Below are 15,515 nucleotides of genomic sequence, written 5' to 3' on the forward strand. Positions count from 1 at the left end.
TCTAAAGCGCAATTTTCGGGACATGTCAATTCGCTGCGTCGCGGCATTTCCGGTTGTGCCGATTGTGGGATGCAGCGATTGGTGGCAGGGTGCATTTATGACACAGACCGTGGAACTTCCGCTTTGGCTGTTTTTGTTGATCCTGGTATTCGCCGCGGTCACACTGGCCTCGCATTTTCTGTTTCCGTCTGTGCGGTGGTTTTTTCGCCGTCGGTTGGAGCGCGCGGTCAAACGCCTGAACACGCGCCTGCAGCGCCCGATACAGCCGTTCAAGCTGGCCCGACGCCACGATATGATTCAACGTCTGATCTATGATCCTCAGGTAGGGCAGGCCGTGCAGCAGCGCGCACGTGAAGAAGGCATCCCCGAAGCGGTCGCCTTTGAACAGGCCCAGCGGTATGCGCGCGAGATCGTGCCTTCTTTTTCCGCCGTTGCCTATTTCAGTATCGCCATCCGGTTGGCGCGGATTCTGAGCAACGCCTTTTATGATGTACGGCTTAGTTATCAGGATGAAGATGCCCTGAAAGATATTGATCCAAATGCGACAGTTGTTTTTGTGATGAACCACCGCAGCAACATGGATTATGTGCTGGTCACCTATCTGGCGGCCCAGCAATCGGCTTTGTCTTATGCTGTTGGCGAATGGGCGCGTGTTTGGCCGCTCAGTCGGTTGATTCGTGCAATGGGGGCCTATTTTATTCGCCGCAAGTCCGGCAGCGAACTCTATCGTCAGGTATTGGCCTGCTATGTCCGGCATGCCACCGATGCCGGTGTCACACAGGCTATGTTCCCCGAAGGCGGGCTGAGCCTGACGGGGGCTATGGCACGCCCCAAGCTGGGGCTTTTGAAATACATAATCGATGGTGCCAGCGCGGATGGGGCGGATGTGGTGTTTGTTCCCGTTGCGCTAAACTATGACCGGGTTCTTGAAGATACGATCCTGACCAAGGCCGCACTTGGCAATCAAAGGCAATTTCGTGCCCGGATCGGGGTCATAACTGGGTGGATATTGAAACAAATAGGTAGGCGCCTAACCGGTCGCTACCAGCGGTTTGGATTTGCTGGGGTGCGATATGGTCACCCTATCTCATTGAAGGAATTTCGCACCGCCCATGACGATGTGATGACTGATCTCGCGCGCGAACTCATGCAACGGATCAAAGAAGCGATTCCGCAGGCGCCTGTTCCTGCAGCGTGCTGGCTGGTTCGCACCAAAGGAGAAATGCCCGAAGACGAGCTTAAAAGCTTGATCACCGGGTTTTTGCAACGTGACGGAACTTTGGGTGATCAGGATGAGTCTGCGGTTTCAGCTGCCTTGGATCAGCTGGTCGAACGCAGAATTCTGAAACGAGAAGGTGGGAAAATATCTCAATCCGGGCAAAGGGTTGATCTGCTCGATTACTATGCAGCCTCAGCCCCGATTGGCGACGGCTGGCCTGATGCTGCGGCAGCGAAAGAAGTTTCTGCAGGCGCTGGGTCATAAAATTACAAAAATGATGCAAAATCTATTGCATTATTTCCTTCAGGCCAATATCTCATCATCCAACGCAAGCGCTTCTGCATCGCGGCAAACAGGAATGAGAAATAAGGAGGCCAACATGGCTCTGGACACCGACAGCGGTATCGCAACTTACGACGCGCCGGAAAAAGACCTCTATGAAATGGGTGAAATCCCTCCGATGGGGTTTGTGCCTAAGAAAATGTATGCATGGGCAATCCGTAAGGAACGCCACGGGGAACCGGATACTGCGATGGTCCAGGAAGTCGTGGACGTACCAGAGCTGGACAGCCACGAGGTGTTGGTTCTGGTGATGGCGGCGGGCGTTAACTATAACGGCGTCTGGGCATCCCTGGGCAAGCCGATCTCGCCCTTTGACGGCCACAAGGCCCCGTATCATATCGCCGGTTCTGACGCTTCGGGGATCGTATGGGCCGTGGGTTCGAAAGTAACGCGCTGGAAAGTGGGCGACGAGGTTGTCATTCACTGCAACCAGGACGATGGCGACGACGAACATTGTAATGGTGGCGATCCGATGTATTCGGACAGCCAGCGGATCTGGGGTTATGAAACGCCGGATGGGTCTTTTGCACAGTTCACCAATGTTCAAGCCCAGCAGTTGATGCCGCGCCCCAAGCACCTGACCTGGGAAGAAAGCGCTTGCTATACTCTGACGCTGGCGACCGCGTATCGGATGCTGTTCGGGCACGAGCCGCATGATCTGAAGCCGGGCCAGAACGTTCTGGTCTGGGGTGCCTCGGGCGGCCTGGGCTCTTATGCGATCCAGCTGATCAATACCGCAGGCGCCAACGCAATCGGCGTGATCTCGGACGAAAGCAAGCGTGACTTTGTTATGGGGCTGGGCGCCAAGGGCGTGCTGAATCGCAAAGACTTTAACTGCTGGGGTCAGTTGCCCACAGTAAACACACCGGAATATGCGGACTGGTTCAAAGAGGCGCGCAAATTCGGCAAGGCGATCTGGGAAATCACCGGGAAAGGCAAAAATGTCGACATGGTGTTTGAACATCCCGGCGAAAGCACATTTCCGGTGTCGACCTTTGTCGTGAAAAAAGGTGGTATGGTTGTGATCTGCGCCGGTACCACCGGCTATAACCTGACTTTCGACGTTCGCTATATGTGGATGCATCAGAAACGCCTGCAAGGTTCGCATTTTGCGCATCTCAAGCAGGCTGCTGCCGCGAACCAACTGATGGTCGAACGCCGCCTGGATCCCTGCATGTCCGAAGTGTTCGCCTGGGGTGAATTGCCCGACGCGCATATGAAGATGATGCGGAATGAGCATAAACCAGGCAACATGTCGGTTCTGGTTCAGGCGCCGCAGACGGGCTTGCGCACGCTTGAAGAGGTTCTAGACGCAAAAGGCTGAGCCCCCAAAAAAAAGAATATTAGCACCCGCGAATCGCATCGAGCGAGCGCGGGTGTATCTATTTCTAGGCGTTAGGCAATAATTACAGTGAGTTGCGAAATCGTGACCCGCTAGTTTTGGGGAGTAGAAACCAGTGAATAGGCTTAAAAGCATCTCACATGTTATGGTTGTGTTAACCCTTCGTTAACCGTTTCGGAGAGACTTTAGATGGCGCATAATGAGTGGATACTGGACGTTTTGTCGGACCTCAACGCCTTCGCTGTTGAAAACGGTTTGACCGCACTTGCCGAGCAGCTTGATGATACCAAGTTGATCGCAGCGGCCGAGATTGCGTCCATGCAGGATAAGGCACAGGCGCCCGCGAATGGGAACACAACTCGACATGAGTCAGGTCCTAGAGGACTTGGAAAGCACCAACACGCTTGACGAGTTGGGCGATGTAGCCGTTCGATTGCGCGACCGGCTGCAGGTTGAACATCTTATCTATCATTGGGTTGATGGTGCCGGGGATCAATACGGCTATACAACTTACCCGGACGCTTGGGCCGAGCGATACCGTGAGCGGAATTATCACCGCATAGATCCGGTGATCCTGGGGTGTTTCCAACGGTTCCACCCGGTTGACTGGAAATTGCTGGACTGGTCTGGAAAAGTGGCGAAAGCCTTTTTGCAAGATGCCCTTGAACATGGAGTTGGCAATCAGGGTTATTCGATCCCCATCCGGGGGCCGAACGGCCAGTTTGCCTTATTCACAGTGAATCACTCATGTGATGATGAGAAATGGAAGTCCTTCATCGAGGCCCATGGCCGCGAGCTGATTTTGATCGCGCATTACTTTAACCGAAAGGCTCTGGAGTTCGAAACCGACAGGCAGCCGGATACGACCCGGGGCCTGTCGCCTCGTGAGACGGATGCCATGACCTTGCTGGCGCTTGGATACAGCCGGGCACAAGTCGCGCACTCACTGTCAATCTCGGAACATACGCTGCGTGTCTATATTGAAAGTGCGCGTGCCAAGCTTGGGGCGCAGAACACAACCCATGCCATCGCAACAGCACTCAGCCGTGGATTAATAGTGGTTTAACAAGCGCGCGCGCGAAAAACGGGAAATTAACCACGACTTTGTACCCCCTTCGTTCCTGCACAGGACGACAAGGGGAAAAGTCATGTTGCGCTATTTGTTTGCCGACGAACTACATAAGTTTCCGAATTTGGCCCAAGGGATGTTCCGGGATCGAGCGGATCAGTTCAAAACACGGCTGGGCTGGGATGTTCACGTGGACGAAAAAGGAGAAGAGCGGGATCAGTATGATGACCTGAATCCGCTCTATGTCATCTGGGAAGAAGAGGATGGCAGCCATGGGGGGTCGATGCGGGTTTTGCCGACGACAGGACCTGTCATGGTGAATGAGGTGTTTGGGCATCTGACAGGAGGTAAGCCTGTCCACAGCCCGCTGATCTGGGAGGTGACGCGGTTCTGCCTGTCACGAACGGCCAGTGCCCATACTGCCGGTGCCATCATGCTGAGTGGCGGCGAAATCATGGAAGGGTTCGGGCTGACCCATATTGCTGGCGTCTTTGATGCGCGCATGATTCGGATCTACCGTCTGATCGGATCGTCTCCAGTCGTTCTGGGGTCGCAAGGGAAAGGGCGTGATCAGATTTCGGTTGGGCTCTGGCCCTATTCGGCCGAGGATTGCAATCGGGTGGCTGAACGGGCGGGCATCCCACGTGAGCTGTCCAGGATGTGGTTCAAAGCCGCGTTTGGCACTGTCCGGCAACACCGGTTTGCCCTGTCCGCCTGACGGGGTCTGAAAGCCAATTCCATATCTGGCGATAGCTGGCGTGGCCCTGTAGGGTCGCGCCATGTCTATACCCACAGTAACCTTTTCTGACGATCAAGCCGCCGCCTATGACAGCATTTCCGAGATGCTGAAATCTGCTGGTGTGGACTTGGATGATGATGCTCTGCTGAAAATGCCCGGCAATGGCGAATCCGGGGTGATGGCCGTGATCGGCAAGGCGGGTTCAGGGAAAACGCTACTGCTGGCAGAGCTTTACAAAGCATTGGCCGACGCGGGTCTTCAGATTGTTTCCGGTGATTTCGAAAGCCGCAAAGCGCGCGAGAAACGCAGCTTGGCCATTCTTGCGCCAACGAACAAGGCCGCCAGTGTTTTGCGCCTGCGGGGTGTGCCTGCGACCACGATCCACCGCATCCTCTATACGCCGGTATATGACCCGGAATATGAACGCATTGCCGAATGGCTGGCGGGCAACGATGAACGCCCCGAGGTTGAAGGGTTGACTGACGAAGCCCTGGACCGGGCGGCCGCTTTTTATCAGAACAACAAGTCGATCCCCGGCGCGCTGGCCGCTGCGGGCCTTCGTGGGTCCGACTTTATCACCGGCTGGAAGCGTCGGGAGGAGCCGCTGGACATAGGTTTTGTAGATGAGGCCTCGATGCTGGATGACCGGCAGTTCGAAGACCTGAAAGAGATCTTTCCGACCCTGTTGCTTTTTGGCGATCCGGCGCAGCTCGCCCCGGTCAATCAGTCCGGCAGCATGGTATTCGAGACGCTGCCCGAGCCGCGAAAGCAGGTATTGCACAGGGTCCACAGGCAGACGGCAGACAACCCGATCCTGGACCTCGCGCATGCGCTGGCCGACCCTCAGATGGGGTTTGAGGATTTTGAACGGCTTGTCGAACAGACCGCCCGACAGGATGACCGTGTTGTTTGGGGGCAGCGTGTTGAAGTTGACCTAATGGCCCGCAGCCCGGTTCTGGTCTGGCGAAATGCCACCCGAATTCGCTTGATTCAGGCCTTCCGCAATGTTCACGCTGCACCCGACACCGAGCTTCTGGCGGGAGAGCCGCTGATTTGCGATGGAATCGAACTGCCGCTGAAGCACCGCAAGAAAAGACTGGATCTTGAGGCGCGCGGGCTAATCAAGGGTGCTCAGGTCATCTATCTGGGGCCAGGACGAAAACCGGGGTTTTCGCGCCTGCATGTGATGGGGGCCGAGGATCCTCAGGTCAGTGCAGCGTCGATTGTCAAAATCGAAATGCCTGATGAGGAAGAACCGTTTATTCCATTTGCAGCGCGTATGGGGGCAACCTTTTTGCATGGCGCAGCAGTGACCATTCACAAGGCGCAGGGGTCGCAGTGGGACACGGTACAGGTGTTTGCGCCGGATATATATGCGGCTGCCCGGATGGGGCGAACCGAGGCTGGGCAACCTTTGTGGAAACGTCTGGCTTATGTTGCGATCACGCGGGCGCAAGAAAGGTTGATTTGGGTGGTGCGCAACAGGCTGGCCAAGCCCACTTATCCGCTGCGCGTGGATGATTTGCGCGCGGCTCCGGCGGCGGCGCTGACCCTAGAGGCCGAAGAGATATGAAATCCATCATAATCACAGGCGCCAGTTCAGGTATCGGACGGGCAACTGCCGAGCTGTTTTTGGCCGAGGGCTGGGCGGTCGGGCTGCTGGCGCGCAGCGCGGATGTGCTGAACGAATTGGCTGAAAGGCACAAGAATGCGATCCCCTTGGTGACCGATGTTACCGACCCCACCGCTGTTTCGGGTGCTTTCGAGACATTCCAGAATGAGGCGGGACGTCTTGACGTATTATTCAATAATGCCGGAATCTTTGCCCCCGGCGGCACGATAGACGAAATCCAGTTGGAGGATTGGTACCAGAGCGTCAGCGTGAACCTGAACGGGATGTTCCTGAGCGCGCGCGAAGCCTTCCGCATCATGCGGCATCAGGCCCCGCAAGGGGGGAGGATCATCAATAACGGTTCGATCGCCGCGCATGTACCGCGTCCGAATTCGGTCCATTACACCGCTACGAAACACGCGATAACAGGCCTGACACGCAGCCTATCACTGGACGGGCGCGCCTTTGGTATCGCATGTGGTCAAATCGATATTGGCAACGCGCGAACACAGATGGTGCAAAACCTGGTTGAAAACGCCATCGCGGGAGGGCAGCAGCCCGACCCGACGATGGCTGTTGATGATGCCGCACGTTCTGTACTGCACATGGCGTCTTTGCCTGCAGAGGCAAACGTCCAGTTCATGACCGTTATGGCCACTACGATGCCCTATATCGGGCGTGGATAGGGCGTTAGTTCTCGCGCAATAGTCGGAAGGCTGTGGACGCTCCCCAACCCGCCGCGATGGCGATGACCAAAGACATCAGGCCATACCAGACCGGCTGCTGACGGGACATGTTGTAGAGGAACCGTTCCAGCCCGACCTTCCGCACGTCGATTGTGGTCTCGAACTGGGAAACAACTTCTCGGCCGCGGGTCAGGTATATGCGCGCGAAATAGGCGCCTTCGGTCAAATCGGCTGGCATGTCGATTGAGGTTCGGAACAATGTCTGCTCGTCCACCGCAACCGTATTTTCGCGGATAGAATACAGGCCCTCATCCTCACGGATGCGAACGACGGCCTCGGCAAAATTCTGCGCGCCCCGGATATTCATCGCGGCACCCACTGACCGAATGGCCCGTTCAATCGAGATCCTGTACCGCAGGTCTTCTGTATCTGACAGGATTTCTGTAAGCGGAGCGCTGGTGGCAACCGCATAAAAACTGGGCGCAAGGTCGACCAGGACGCTGTCGGTGTTGACCCAGATACCCAGCCTGCGTTCTTTTCGCCGGACCGTCACCGGGCTAGAGGGGCCTGCAACGGCCACGATAACTTGAAGCGGTGGGCCGGAAGGGATCGGTGTTTCACGTTTTACGGCACCGAAAATAAGAATTTCCGAGCCATCGAAGTTCGCCGTGATTGCAACCCGGTCCTGACTTAGACCAAGTACAACCTGCTCTTCCTCGGCCATAGCCGGGGTGACACAAAACGCAAGCAGCAGGATCAACCGTCGGAGCATGATCAGTGCCCTCCTGCGACGCCAAGCGAATACAGCTCGGAGGGTTCCAGAAGCAGATCCAGCGCCAGTTTGCCACAAACCACCAAGACCAGTGCAGCCAGCAATACGCGCAGCTGCTCGGCAGGCATTCGTGCGCCGATCACCGTTCCGATCTGCGCCCCGATCACGCCGCCGACCAGCAACAACACAGCCAGAACAATGTCGACTGTGTAGTTGGTTGTCGCGTGCAGCATCGTGGTGAACGCTGTTACGAAAATAATCTGGAACAGGGAGGTGCCGACAACGACTTTGGTGGGCATTCCCAGCAGGTAAATCATGGCAGGAACCATGATAAAGCCGCCTCCGACACCCATGATCGCAGAAAGGATACCTACGCTAAGCCCGACCAGGACGGGGGGGATGACCGAGATATAGAGGCCCGATGTACGGAACCGCATTTTGAACGGCATCGCGTGAATCCAGCCGCGCTGACGACGTGCAACAGGGGCGGCGGTGCCCTTTTTGGATTTACGCAGCGCGTTCAGGCTTTCGATGAACATCAAGCTGCCGACGACGCCCAGAAAGACCACGTAACACAGGGTTACGAGCAAATCGACTTGTCCGAGGCTTTTGAGATAGTTGAAGATCACCACCCCGAACGCAGCACCGATCAGTCCCCCGACCAGCAATACCGTGCCCATCTTCAGGTCGACCGTCTTTCGGCGGAAATGGGCCAGAACCCCAGAAAAGGACGAGGCGACAATCTGGTTCGCTTCGGTGGCTACGGCAACTGCTGGTGGGATGCCAATGAAAAACAACAGCGGGGTCATCAGAAACCCGCCGCCGACCCCGAACATCCCTGACAGGATGCCGACCATGCCGCCCAACCCAAGCAGCAGAAAGGCGTTTACGGAAACTTCAGCGATAGGAAGGTAAATTTGCATGAGGTACTAGTAATTAGGGCCAGCTGCGTCGCGCAATGTGACACATTCGACTTCTGGAATTTGTGAAAGGGTTCGTATCTGACGCGCAGAATCACGCCCTTGGCGAGGCAGGGTAGAGCAGGGCTGGCGGCTTGGACCAGTCTGAAACTGTGCATCCGCAGAAGGCGTTTTGACAGGGAGTATCCCCTTAGACCAAGCGCAAGACCTAGCATCCGGCACCCCGGCGAGAAACTCTCTCAAATCAGCTGTCACTGGAAACACATCCATGCCCCTTTAGAGCCGTTGCGGCATGTAAAATCAACTCTACATGCCGCCATGCAGCGAACAGGACTGACGTGTGTTTCAAACTGGACCTATTACCGCTCTTTTACATAGGGTTCGCCACCGGCTTTCGGTGGAACGGCCTTGCCGACAAAGCCGGCCAAAATGACGACGGTCAGGATATATGGCAGCGCATCCATGACTTGCACAGGAATCACCACGCCACCTAGGTCAATATTCTGGAACCGCAACGCAACGGCTTGCAACAGTCCGAACAGCAGGCAAGCCCACATCGCGTGCCATGGCCGCCATTTTGCAAAGATCAGCGCCGCCAGCGCGATGAACCCGCGACCGGCAGTCATTTCCTTGACGAATCCAGCTTGCAGGGCCGTGGCCAGATAGGCACCCGCAATGCCGCACAGCACGCCACAGATCGCGACAGCCGCAAATCTCAGCCCAACGACAGAAACCCCGGCCGTATCCACAGCGGCTGGGTTTTCACCCACCGCGCGCAGGCGCAGGCCAAAGCGGGTGCGGTACAAAACCCACCAGGTTGTCGGGACCAGGAGGAATGACACATAGACAAGGATTGAATGGCCGGACAGCAGCTCGGAATAGATTGGCCCAAGGAAAGGGACATCGCTCACGGCATCCGCAAAAGGGAAAGTGATCGGTTCAAAGCGCCCTCCGCCAAACAGCGAGGGGGTACGCCCGCCCTGCTTGAACCAGCTTTGCGCGATCAGGACCGTCAGCCCCGAGGCCAGAAAGTTGATGGCGACGCCCGAAATCAGCTGGTTGCCCCGAAAGGTGATCGAGGCCACCCCATGCAATGCGGACAGAACAAGCGAGGCCGCGATTCCGGCCAGCAATCCCAGCCAGACCGATCCGGTCACGGCGGCGACGGCGGCAGAAAAGAACGCCGCGATCAGCATCTTGCCCTCAAGCCCGATGTCGAAAATACCGGCGCGTTCGGAATACAGACCGGCCAGACATGCCAGCAACAGCGGCGTGGCCAAGCGGACGGTCGAATCGAGGACCTGGATGAGGGTAACGAAAGTATCCATCGCTTAGCCCTCCTTCCGCATGGCAAGGAACAGTTTCTCAAGCGGCATGCGGACCATGTTGTCCAAGGCGCCGGTGAACAGGATCACCAGGGCCTGTATGACTACGATCAGCTCTCGGGGGATAGACGTCCATAGCGCCAGCTCGGCCCCGCCCTGATAGAGGAAACCAAACAGCAGCGCCGCAAGGAACACGCCAAACGGATGGGACCGGCCCATCAGCGCCACGGCGATACCGATAAAGCCAGCGCCCTCGGTCGAGTTCAGAACCAGCCGCTCTGCCTCACCCATCACGTTGTTCGTGGCCATCAGACCAGCCAGCGCGCCCGAGATCAGCATGGCGATGATGGTGATCCGAACCGGAGAAATACCGGCATAGACGGCACCGGTTTCCGAATGCCCATAGGCGCGGATCTCATAACCCAGCCGGGTGCGCCAGATCAGCGCCCAAACGATCACACAGGCCAGGACTGCAACAAAGAATGAGATATTGGCAGGTGCGCCACGGAAGACGACGTTTTCAGCGGTCGAGAACATCGACTGGAACGTCGGCAGGTGTACCGCCTCGGGGAAACGCGCAGTCGCCGGGTCTTGCGAGCCCTGCGGGCGCATGACGTTGACCAGCATATAGTTCAGCAAGGCAGCAGCGATGAAGTTGAACATGATCGTGGTGATCACGATATGGCTGCCGCGTTTGGCCTGCAGATAGGCCGGAATGGCCGCCCAAGCGGCCCCGAACACCATCGATGCGGCACAGGCGGCCAGCAAGGCGATGCTCCAATGCGGCCAGTCGATGTAAAGGCACACCACGGCCACGCCAAGCCCGCCCAGCATCGCCTGACCTTCGCCACCGATGTTGAACAGCCGTGCATGAAAGGCGACCGCCACAGCGAGTCCGGTGAACATGAAATTCGTGGCGTAATACAGCGTATAGCCCCAGCCATAGGTCGATCCCAGCGCGCCGGTGACCATCAGGTTCACCGCTTCGATCGGGTTTTCACCAATGGCGAGGATCACCAGCGCCGACAGGATTGCGGCCAGAAGCAGACTGATCACCGGGATCAGAACGACATCGGCCCATTTGGGCATTTTTTCCATGTTACGCTGCCTCTCCCGCAACACCGGCCATCAACAGGCCAAGTTCTTTTTCATCAGTTTCATGGGGCAGGCGTTCGCCCATGATATGTCCGTCAAACATGACCGCGATTCGATCCGACAGCGAGAATATCTCTTCCAGCTCGACCGAGACCAGCAGGATCGCCTTGCCCTGGTCGCGCAGATCGACGATCTGTTTGTGAATGAATTCGATCGCCCCGATATCCACGCCTCGGGTCGGCTGACCGACCAACAGCAGGTCTGGGTTACGTTCGATTTCACGCGCGACGACGATCTTCTGCTGATTGCCGCCCGAAAAGCTTTTAGCCGACAGCCAGGGGTTCGGCGGGCGCACATCGAATTTTTCGATCTTGGCTTCGGTATCGGCGCGCAGGGCGGCGTTATCCATGAAGAGGCCACGCTTATAGACCGGGTCGCGGTGATAGCCGAAGGCCACGTTCTCCCAGGCGTGGAAATCCATGATCAGGCCTTCGCGCTGGCGGTCTTCGGGCACATGCGCAATGTGCTGCGCGCGCCGCGCCTGGCCATCTGACCCCACCCCGCTGAGCGCAAGCGGCGTGCCGTTCAGTTTGATCTGGCCCTGGCCCGGGCGCATCCCGCCCAGAACCTCTAGCAGTTCGGATTGGCCATTGCCGGCGACGCCTGCGATGCCCACGATCTCACCAGCGCGCACGTTCAAGTCGATGCCTTTGACACGCTCGACGCCCGCGCTGTCGAAAACACGCAGGTTTTCAATCTCGAGGATGGGCTTACCGGGCTGCGCCGGAACCTTGTCGACCTGCAGCAGAACCTTGCGGCCCACCATCAGCTCGGCCAGTTCTTCGGGGCTGGTCTCGGCGGTTTTCACGGTGGCCGTCATTTGCCCGCGGCGCATGACCGACACGGTGTCGGTGTTTTCCATGATCTCGCGCAGCTTGTGGGTGATCACGATGATCGTCTTCCCCTCGGCCCGCAGCCGGTCGAGGATGCGGAATAGCTGATCCGCCTCGGAGGGGGTTAGAACACCCGTCGGTTCGTCCAGAATCAGGATCTCGGCCTTGCGATACAGCGCCTTGAGGATCTCGACCCGCTGCTGCATCCCCACACCGATCTCGTCGATCCGTTTGTCGGGATCCACGAACAGCTCGTATTCTTCTTCCAGCTCTTTCAACTCTTTGCGGGCCTTGGTCAGGGACGGGGCCAATAGCCCGCCATCCTCGGCGCCCAGCACGATGTTTTCCAGAACGGTGAAATTCTCGACCAGTTTGAAATGCTGAAACACCATCCCGATGCCCGAGGCGATCGCGGCCTGGCTGTCAGGGATTTCGGTCTTTTGACCGTTGATCCAAATCTCACCTTTGTCGGCTTTGTAAAAGCCGTAGAGAATGCTCATCAGCGTGGATTTGCCCGCACCGTTTTCACCGATGATCCCATGGATCGTACCGGGGGCGACGCTGATGGAAATGTCTTTGTTGGCCTGAACCGGCCCAAAGGATTTGGATATCCCTTTGAGCTCAATGGCGGGGACGGTCATGTCTTGTCCTCAGTTGCCGAAAGGACTGCCCGGTCATCCCGGTGCAGCAAAGTGGAATCGGGCCGGGAGCATCACCCCCGACCCGCGTGATATCAGAACTGCAGTGCGGGGCAGCTGTCGTTCTCGTAATAGCTGACTACCGAAACATTGCCGTCGATGATGTCCTGACGGGCTTTGTCGACTGCTGCTTTCATATCATCCGAAACCAGCGGAGCGTTGTTGTCGTCGATCGCATAGCCAACGCCGTCTTCGGCCAGACCCATGATATATACGCCGGTCTCAACGTTCTCGCCTGCGCTCATCGCCTCATAAACAGCGACGTCCACGCGCTTCAGCATCGAGGTCAGAACTTTGCCCGGGTGCAGGTGGTTCTGGTTGCTGTCGACACCGATTGACAGAATGCCTTCGTCAGCAGCGGTTTGCAGAACACCAACACCGGTGCCGCCAGCGGCGGCATAGACCACGTCGGCACCCTGGCTGATTTGTGCCTTTGTCAGTTCCGAGCCCTTAACCGGGTCGTTCCATGCCGCAGGCGTTGTGCCGGTCATGTTGGCAACCACGTTGATATCGGGGTTCACCGCCTTGGCACCCTGAGCATAGCCGCAGCCAAAGTGACGGATCAGCGGAACATCCATGCCGCCGATGAAGCCAACGGTTCCGGATTCGGACGCCATCGCAGCCATCATACCAACCAGATACGAGCCTTCGTGTTCAGCGAAACCAACCTGACGCAGGTTGGGCGCGTCCAGCCAGGTTACGTCGACAACAACGAATTTCGTGTCCGGATAGTCGGCAACAACCGCGCTGAGCGGGTCAGCCATACCGAAACCCATGGTGATGATCGGGTTCGAGCCTGCTTCGGCAAAGCGGCGCAGGGCCTGTTCGCGTTGCGCTTCGGACTGCATTTCGATCTCGCGGTAGGTGCCGCCCGTTTCTTCCGCCCAGCGTGAGGCGCCGTTATGCGCGGCTTCGTTGAACGATTTGTCGAACTTGCCGCCCAGATCAAAGATCAGTGCCGGTTCGGCCAGTGCGGCACCCGCTGTCAGTGCAACCGCCGCTGCGGCGCCCATCAAGGATTTCATCAGGGTCATTTGTTACTCCCGTTTGTTTTTTTCGGTCGGAGCCAAGATAGCCCCGTTTACCCACTGTTAGCGAGCATAACCGTTGTGATGGCGGGAATTAAGGCCGTTTGCAACCGCCGCGGTCAACAGATTTTTGACCATTTGGTCCAAGAAAATTCGCGGCCTGTCTCAGGTTAAATTGCATTCCATGACGATGGCATCAATTTTCTGATTATTTTCAACCGTATAGTAATTCTTGCGCGTGCCGCACACACGATACCCGCAATGCTTGTAAAGTGTAATCGCGGGCTGGTTGGCGATGGAAACATCCAGAATCGCCCGGATAGCGCCCAGTTTTTTGGCAGCCGTGTGCCATTCGACCATACGTTTCCTAGCCAGTCCCTGACGCTGAACTGTGGGATGGGTGGCAATCGTCAGCAGTTCGGCTTCGTCTGCAATTACCTGGAAAAGGGCAAAGGACTGGGCATCACCTACGATATGGGTAAAGCGATTCTGCAGCAGCTCTGCAAACTCTGTGGCGGTCCAGGGGCGCGATTGTGTGAATGCTGCGGCGTGAGTATTTGCCAGTTCTTCGGGAGTCATCCGTCCAGCAACATCGGCGGTTGGTCCTTGGAGGGCGCCGCATCAGCGGGGCGTATGTAAAGAGGGGCGGGAGCCTCGGCCTTGGTCAGCCTTCTTTGTGCAGCCACTCGGGCAATAGCGCAGACCTGAGCGCTGGGGTTGTCGTTGAACATCAGTGTGCCCAGCGATTTTGCCTGATCAAGCTGGATCAGTGCTGGTTCCATATCAGGCTGCGAAACATAGACCTGATCTCTCGGCGCGCGAATTGCGGGCAACGCCTCGCCGTCCAGGGTGGCAAGCGCGTCAAAGCCCGACACACCGATGGCCGGTATCCCCAGACCTAAGGCCAGACCCCGCGCGGCCGAGACCGAGATGCGGATGCCGGTGAAATTGCCTGGGCCAATTCCAACGCCGATTGCCGACAGGTCGCGCCATGAGCATTGTTCTGATGACAGCACCTCTTCGAGCAGCGGCATCAGACGTTCGGCTTGTCCCCGCGACATGGGCTCGACACAAGACGCCACAATCCGGTCACCGCGCAACAAAGCGGCCGCGCAATGCGCGGCCGATGTGTCAAACGCCAGAATGAGTGGTTCAGACGGCAACAGGGCGCACCTCGGTCACTTCGGGAATGTAGTGACGCAGCAGGTTTTCGATCCCCATCTTCAACGTCAGGGTCGAGGATGGGCAGCCTGCGCAGGCCCCTTGCATGTGCAGGTAGACAACGCCGCGGTCAAAGCCGTGGAACGTGATGTCGCCGCCGTCCTGCGCGACTGCCGGGCGCACACGGCTGTCCAGCAGGTCTTTGATCTGGTTGACCACCTCGGCGTCTTCGCCGCTGTGTTCAGCGTGGCCCGAGGCCGTATTGGCATCCGCTCCCATGATCGGCTGGCCGGATTGATAATGCTCCATCACCGCGCCCAGAATGGCGGGTTTGATGTGGTCCCACTGAACGTCGTCCGCTTTGGTCACGGTCACGAAGTCATTGCCGAAAAATACCCCGGTCACGCCACTCACAGCGAAAATGCGGTTGGCCAGCGGCGACTTTTCCGCAGCCTCAGCCGATGGGAAATCTGCAGTGCCCGCTTCCAGCACGGTCTGGCCGGGCAGGAATTTCAGGGTTGCAGGGTTCGGTGTGGATTCGGTCTGGATGAACATGGCGCGGCTCCGTATCTGTTGTCTCTGATATGCGGGTCCACGAGCTGGAAGTCAAGAAT

At 57.4% G+C, this 15,515-nt stretch carries 15 protein-coding genes; 6 read left to right on the forward strand and 9 right to left on the reverse strand.

Annotated features, from left to right (window positions below; translation table 11 throughout):
- Nucleotides 1-97: 97 nt before the first annotated feature.
- The 6 genes from AC2FIP_RS08375 to AC2FIP_RS08400 all read left to right on the forward strand — a co-directional run bounded on the left by AC2FIP_RS08375 (nt 98) and on the right by AC2FIP_RS08400 (nt 7,009).
- Complete coding sequence (locus AC2FIP_RS08375) at nt 98-1,483, forward strand: 1-acyl-sn-glycerol-3-phosphate acyltransferase (RefSeq protein ID WP_496785934.1); 1,386 nt, start codon at nt 98-100, stop codon at nt 1,481-1,483.
- Nucleotides 1,484-1,598: 115 nt separating this feature from the next.
- Entirely contained in the window at nt 1,599-2,885 is a 1,287-nt protein-coding gene (ccrA, locus tag AC2FIP_RS08380) for a crotonyl-CoA carboxylase/reductase (RefSeq protein WP_142635517.1), read from the forward strand.
- A 364-nt stretch (nt 2,886-3,249) separates the two neighbouring features.
- Nucleotides 3,250-3,969 carry a helix-turn-helix transcriptional regulator gene (locus AC2FIP_RS08385; protein ID WP_496691781.1) on the forward strand — a complete coding sequence of 240 codons (720 nt, stop codon included), beginning with the start codon at nt 3,250-3,252 and terminating at the stop codon, nt 3,967-3,969.
- A gap of 82 nt (nt 3,970-4,051) precedes the next feature.
- Complete coding sequence (locus AC2FIP_RS08390; RefSeq protein ID WP_282021634.1) at nt 4,052-4,690, forward strand: acyl-homoserine-lactone synthase; 639 nt, start codon at nt 4,052-4,054, stop codon at nt 4,688-4,690.
- A 61-nt stretch (nt 4,691-4,751) separates the two neighbouring features.
- Complete coding sequence (locus AC2FIP_RS08395; RefSeq protein ID WP_496785936.1) at nt 4,752-6,284, forward strand: ATP-dependent DNA helicase; 1,533 nt, start codon at nt 4,752-4,754, stop codon at nt 6,282-6,284.
- Entirely contained in the window at nt 6,281-7,009 is a 729-nt protein-coding gene (locus tag AC2FIP_RS08400) for an SDR family oxidoreductase (protein WP_282021633.1), read from the forward strand. Before AC2FIP_RS08395 ends, AC2FIP_RS08400 begins: the two co-directional genes overlap by 4 nt.
- Nucleotides 7,010-7,013: 4 nt before the next feature.
- On the opposite strand, the gene AC2FIP_RS08405 is transcribed toward AC2FIP_RS08400, so the two are convergent.
- The 9 genes from AC2FIP_RS08405 to AC2FIP_RS08445 all read right to left on the reverse strand — a co-directional run bounded on the left by AC2FIP_RS08405 (nt 7,014) and on the right by AC2FIP_RS08445 (nt 15,456).
- Nucleotides 7,014-7,781, reverse strand: a complete 768-nt coding sequence (locus AC2FIP_RS08405) for a TIGR02186 family protein (protein ID WP_282021632.1) — start codon at nt 7,779-7,781, stop codon at nt 7,014-7,016.
- A 2-nt stretch (nt 7,782-7,783) separates the two neighbouring features.
- Nucleotides 7,784-8,704, reverse strand: a complete 921-nt coding sequence (locus AC2FIP_RS08410; RefSeq protein WP_142635531.1) for a sulfite exporter TauE/SafE family protein — start codon at nt 8,702-8,704, stop codon at nt 7,784-7,786.
- 356 nt (nt 8,705-9,060) lie between these two features.
- Nucleotides 9,061-10,029 carry an ABC transporter permease gene (locus AC2FIP_RS08415; protein WP_142635533.1) on the reverse strand — a complete coding sequence of 323 codons (969 nt, stop codon included), beginning with the start codon at nt 10,027-10,029 and terminating at the stop codon, nt 9,061-9,063.
- Nucleotides 10,030-10,032: 3 nt separating this feature from the next.
- The gene (locus AC2FIP_RS08420) at nt 10,033-11,124 is read right to left on the reverse strand and encodes an ABC transporter permease (protein ID WP_142635535.1); all 1,092 of its coding nucleotides are present in this window, start codon (nt 11,122-11,124) and stop codon (nt 10,033-10,035) included.
- 1 nt (nt 11,125) lies between these two features.
- Entirely contained in the window at nt 11,126-12,655 is a 1,530-nt protein-coding gene (locus tag AC2FIP_RS08425) for an ABC transporter ATP-binding protein (RefSeq protein WP_496785937.1), read from the reverse strand.
- 92 nt (nt 12,656-12,747) lie between these two features.
- The gene (locus AC2FIP_RS08430; RefSeq protein ID WP_142635539.1) at nt 12,748-13,746 is read right to left on the reverse strand and encodes a BMP family lipoprotein; all 999 of its coding nucleotides are present in this window, start codon (nt 13,744-13,746) and stop codon (nt 12,748-12,750) included.
- 159 nt (nt 13,747-13,905) lie between these two features.
- Nucleotides 13,906-14,319 (reverse strand): GNAT family N-acetyltransferase, encoded by a 414-nt coding sequence (locus tag AC2FIP_RS08435; RefSeq protein WP_496785938.1) that lies wholly within the window; start codon nt 14,317-14,319, stop codon nt 13,906-13,908.
- Complete coding sequence (tsaB, locus tag AC2FIP_RS08440) at nt 14,316-14,903, reverse strand: tRNA (adenosine(37)-N6)-threonylcarbamoyltransferase complex dimerization subunit type 1 TsaB (RefSeq protein ID WP_496785940.1); 588 nt, start codon at nt 14,901-14,903, stop codon at nt 14,316-14,318. The genes AC2FIP_RS08435 and tsaB overlap by 4 nt, the downstream gene beginning before the upstream one ends.
- Nucleotides 14,893-15,456, reverse strand: a complete 564-nt coding sequence (locus tag AC2FIP_RS08445) for a NifU family protein (protein ID WP_142635545.1) — start codon at nt 15,454-15,456, stop codon at nt 14,893-14,895. The genes tsaB and AC2FIP_RS08445 overlap by 11 nt, the downstream gene beginning before the upstream one ends.
- Between the last annotated feature and the right edge of the window lie 59 nt (nt 15,457-15,515).

This window comes from Ruegeria sp. CDSB114, from assembly GCF_059611025.1.

Bases quoted from the DNA above. Each gene is read 5' to 3' on its own strand.
- AC2FIP_RS08410 (WP_142635531.1), bottom strand. From the start codon at position 8,704: ATGCAAATTTACCTTCCTATCGCTGAAGTTTCCGTAAACGCCTTTCTG.
- AC2FIP_RS08405 (WP_282021632.1), bottom strand. From the start codon at position 7,781: ATGCTCCGACGGTTGATCCTGCTGCTTGCGTTTTGTGTCACCCCGGCT.
- AC2FIP_RS08395 (WP_496785936.1), top strand. From the start codon at position 4,752: ATGTCTATACCCACAGTAACCTTTTCTGACGATCAAGCCGCCGCCTAT.
- AC2FIP_RS08420 (WP_142635535.1), bottom strand. From the start codon at position 11,124: ATGGAAAAAATGCCCAAATGGGCCGATGTCGTTCTGATCCCGGTGATC.
- ccrA (WP_142635517.1), top strand. From the start codon at position 1,599: ATGGCTCTGGACACCGACAGCGGTATCGCAACTTACGACGCGCCGGAA.
- AC2FIP_RS08435 (WP_496785938.1), bottom strand. From the start codon at position 14,319: ATGACTCCCGAAGAACTGGCAAATACTCACGCCGCAGCATTCACACAA.
- AC2FIP_RS08400 (WP_282021633.1), top strand. From the start codon at position 6,281: ATGAAATCCATCATAATCACAGGCGCCAGTTCAGGTATCGGACGGGCA.
- AC2FIP_RS08415 (WP_142635533.1), bottom strand. From the start codon at position 10,029: ATGGATACTTTCGTTACCCTCATCCAGGTCCTCGATTCGACCGTCCGC.
- AC2FIP_RS08445 (WP_142635545.1), bottom strand. From the start codon at position 15,456: ATGTTCATCCAGACCGAATCCACACCGAACCCTGCAACCCTGAAATTC.
- AC2FIP_RS08390 (WP_282021634.1), top strand. From the start codon at position 4,052: ATGTTGCGCTATTTGTTTGCCGACGAACTACATAAGTTTCCGAATTTG.
- AC2FIP_RS08385 (WP_496691781.1), top strand. From the start codon at position 3,250: ATGGGAACACAACTCGACATGAGTCAGGTCCTAGAGGACTTGGAAAGC.
- AC2FIP_RS08430 (WP_142635539.1), bottom strand. From the start codon at position 13,746: ATGACCCTGATGAAATCCTTGATGGGCGCCGCAGCGGCGGTTGCACTG.
- AC2FIP_RS08375 (WP_496785934.1), top strand. From the start codon at position 98: ATGACACAGACCGTGGAACTTCCGCTTTGGCTGTTTTTGTTGATCCTG.
- AC2FIP_RS08425 (WP_496785937.1), bottom strand. From the start codon at position 12,655: ATGACCGTCCCCGCCATTGAGCTCAAAGGGATATCCAAATCCTTTGGG.